The 3,535-nt window shown below is 65.1% G+C and carries 4 protein-coding genes and 1 tRNA gene; 1 reads left to right on the plus strand and 4 read right to left on the minus strand.

Annotated features, from left to right (window positions below; genetic code table 11):
• Positions 1–547 precede the first annotated feature (547 nt).
• Positions 548–1,099 (plus strand): hypothetical protein, encoded by a 552-nt coding sequence (locus G6031_RS18365; RefSeq protein WP_182654060.1) that lies wholly within the window; start codon positions 548–550, stop codon positions 1,097–1,099.
• A 70-nt stretch (positions 1,100–1,169) separates the two neighbouring features.
• Here the strand turns inward: G6031_RS18365 and G6031_RS18370 are convergent.
• The 4 genes from G6031_RS18370 to G6031_RS18385 all read right to left on the minus strand — a co-directional run.
• Positions 1,170–1,243: transfer RNA gene (locus G6031_RS18370), tRNA-Leu, on the minus strand.
• A 51-nt stretch (positions 1,244–1,294) separates the two neighbouring features.
• Entirely contained in the window at positions 1,295–2,305 is a 1,011-nt protein-coding gene (locus G6031_RS18375; protein WP_347238530.1) for a Ppx/GppA phosphatase family protein, read from the minus strand.
• Positions 2,302–2,853 carry a DUF501 domain-containing protein gene (locus G6031_RS18380; protein WP_182654061.1) on the minus strand — a complete coding sequence of 184 codons (552 nt, stop codon included), beginning with the start codon at positions 2,851–2,853 and terminating at the stop codon, positions 2,302–2,304. The genes G6031_RS18375 and G6031_RS18380 overlap by 4 nt, the downstream gene beginning before the upstream one ends.
• Positions 2,850–3,535: septum formation initiator family protein (locus G6031_RS18385; RefSeq protein WP_182654062.1), on the minus strand; the 686-nt coding region annotated here is incomplete at its 5' end. The genes G6031_RS18385 and G6031_RS18380, both read right to left, overlap by 4 nt.

The raw sequence follows: 3,535 nt of genomic DNA on the forward strand, positions 1-3,535 counted from the left end.
CGGATCGCCGGACTAGGCGTACCCACTAGCCCTATCTGCCAATCAGGCTTCGGGTTCGGACCAGGATTGTGCCCCCCGCTTGGCAGATTTCCCTGGCGGCAGGGTGCGCCGCGCCACCAGGGAGCGTCGCATCAGGTCAAGTCAGTCTGACCACGCCTAGACTTCCCGAGAAATCGCCATCAAGTCGCCGCTCGCACATCCTCGCACGCGGCAACGCAATCCGGCTTGGACGATGGGGGGGCTTTGCACCAGCCGAATCTATACCTCCGTTCAACACCTATTGATCCGAGGATCGGACAGAATGACTGACGGTTCACAGACCGCAAGCAGGAGGCGTAGAACGGTGGGGGTAGGTGAAGTTAGAACTCCGTATACAACCTGGACTCCAACATTTCTGCACTGGCAGGAGATTTCCGACCTCGTTCCCGTCAGTGGACACTCCGAAGTCTTTACTTGCACACCAGAGAACCGCACAGAAATAATGCTGGAGGCGGCGACCGCTTGCAGCAGAATTCAACAATCCAACCTAAGGTAAATCTACCCGTTAGTGCCTAGTTCGTTCTTTGAAGAACTTAAAAAAGATCACATCTCCTCGCCACTCGACCTTCACCGAACTCTTTGTCTCGCTAGTGCCGCGGTTGCCGCCGCAGGCGTTGACTCCTTGCCCGAAGACGAATTGAATCGTCGGGCAATTTCGTCCCTATTCTTGCTTTCCCCAGACGAATTCTACCTCGTCGTCGATGTTCAACTGAGGGCCCGCGATCGTAAATTCGCCGAACCCTACTACTTCGACAATTCGGGATATGAACTCAAGATCGCCCTTCCTGAAGCGTTAAACTATGCAGAAAAACTAGCTTACAAGAAGGCACTGAAGCGTCTACTAAAACACTTAGTGAAATTCCCCAGTGAGTGGCGGAATATCCACCCAGGATTATTCGAGAAACTCGAGTTCATAGACTTCTCCCTAGCAGACTTGATTAGAGACCTTTACCCCGAGTACGAAATTCGATGGGACCTCGTGGGGGCCTCAAAGCCTCCTTCCTTGGATTTCCCGTATAGGCAGCGTCCACGACTCCAGGCGGTCGACAAGGCATCCTAGACGGTTCTTGAACTGGTCGCGCCCTCTTCGTGAGTAATTGCGCCGAATATTCCCCGAAGCACCGTATTAGTACCCCCAGTCGGACTCGAACCGACACTGAAACGGTTTTAAGCCGTCTGCCTCTGCCAATTGGGCTATGGGGGCTAGACCCCGCCGAGGCGAGGCCGGAGGGCGCGCGGCGCGCCGTGGGCCGTGCTAGCCGGCCAGGCGGGTCAACACCGACATCGCGATGCCGTCCAGGATGTCCTTCTCACTCACCGTGAGTTCGGACAACCCCGCACGTTCTGCCATCACATCACACAGCGCCTGGACCACGATGGAGCCCCCGCCGATCACGTCCGCTCGGCCCGGGTGCATTGGCCCCAGACTGCGGCGCTCGGTGACGGACTGGCTCACAAGGCGGTCGCAGACCTCCCGCATCCGGTCCAACGGAAGGATTCTGCCGTGGATCCGCTCAGGGTCGTACTCCCCCAGTCCCTGCGCCAGCGCACTCAACGTGGTGAACGTGCCTGCCACACCCACCCAGCGGGCAGCCCGGCCCACGGGCACGTCGCCGGCCTCGGCCAGCGAGTCGGCGATCACGGCCCGGGCCGCGGCGATCTCGGACTCAGTTGGCGGGTCCGAGTGGAGCACACGCTCGGTGAGGCGCACGCAGCCCACGTCCAGGCTGCGGGCACCGAGGATCTGTACCTGACCACGAACGAGCTCGCCCACCACGATCTCGGTCGACCCGCCGCCGAGATCGGTCACCACGAATGGCCCGCCGGACGGGTCGAGGTCAATCACCCCGCCGGCGAAGGTCAGCTCGGCCTCGGTCTGCCCACTGATCACCTCGGCCACCGCACCCGGGAAGTGCGCACCGAGCACCTCGGCGGTCATGTCGAAGAACTCGTCTTTGTTGCTGGCGTCGCGGGTGGCGGAAGTGGCGACCATGCGGACGGACTTCACGCCGAGCTCGGCCATCGTGGCCGCGTAGTCAGTGAGGGCAGTGCGGCACCGCGAGATCGCTTCGGTCGACAGCCGGCCGGTGGCGTCCACGCCCTCGCCGAGTCGGATGATCCGCATCTCGCGGTGGACGTCCGTGAGTCCGGGCTGGCCGGGCACGCCCTCGGCGACGAGCAGTCGGATGGAGTTGGTGCCACAGTCGACTGCTCCAACACGAACAGTCCCCACCCGGACAGCGCCACCGGGAGGAGTCGCGGTCACTCCTGCTCCTGCGCGTAGTAGTCGGGCACGCCCAGCTCCTCGGGCGTGGGCCAGTCCTCGGGAAGCGCGTTGCCGCGCAGTCCGGCCTCGCAGGCCAGGGCCACGGACTCGTCGCCCAGCCACACCACGCCCGGCCCCTCGGCCAGCGCGTAGGCCATCAGCACGTGCAGGCACTTGACCCGCTCGGGCATGCCGCCACCGGAGAAGTCGGTACCGAGGTCCTCGATCTCGTTGCGCTGGGACAGATACCGCTCGTGCGCCTGCGTGTAGTTCAGGGCCATCTCGGGGTCGGCGGTCAACCTCGTCGTCATCCCCCTCATGATCCCCGCGGATTCCTGCCGACTCGCCTCGGCGGTGAGCCGCGGATCGGTGAGGTAGTACAGCGTGGGGAACGGGGTGCCGTCCTCCAGCCGCGGCGCGGTCTTGACCACCCCGGGCCTGCCGTCGGGGCTGCGGTAGGACACCTCCAGCACCCCGCGCGGCCGCCGGCCCAGCTGGGCCTCGATCGCGTCGAGATCGTCACTGGACACGCTGTGTTCGGCGCTCACGCTGGGGGGTCCTCCTGTGGTTGGGGTTGCGGTGCGTCGCTGCCCGGGGAATCGACGCCGAGGTGCCCGCGTCGGGGATCGACCGGAACGGCCGGGGTGTCGGGGCCGCCGGGGATGCTGGTGCCCTCGAGGACCGACGTACCCCCGGGGAGACTCGAGTTCTCCGGGAAAATGGGATCGGCGGGCACGGAGATGGAGTCCCACACCCGCGTCTGCCACGGGAGCGCCGCCAACTCCGCGGCCCGCTGCTCGGCCGCCGCCTGCTCCACCGGATCCACCGGGCTCACCCGGTACGGGGTCTCCCCCGGCTTGACGGCACCGAAGCGGATGCGGGCCTGCTGCTCGATGTACGCCGGATCGGCGAGCAGTTGCTCCTCGGCCTCGAGCTCGGCGATCGTGGCCTGCAGCGCGGCCCGCTCCTGCGCCACCGCCTTCTCGTCCGAGAGGAACTGATAGTGATTGCGCAGGGGGAACGACACCGTCACCAGCAGAATGATGGCGACGACGGCGAGGAGACCGATCCGCCGAGGCGTGTAGTTCCGCGGGCCCAGCACGGTGTCCGAGAGATCGGTCCGCGTGGTGAGCCGGTGGGCCTCCGGATGCGCGGTCGAGCCCACCCGGCCGGAGCGGGCCGAGGCGGGCACCGGCCGGTCCCGCTCCCGGCTCGGCGTGCGCCGCTGGG

The sequence above is a fragment of the Dietzia sp. CQ4 genome, assembly GCF_014145125.1.
Lineage (GTDB): Bacteria > Actinomycetota > Actinomycetes > Mycobacteriales > Mycobacteriaceae > Dietzia > Dietzia natronolimnaea.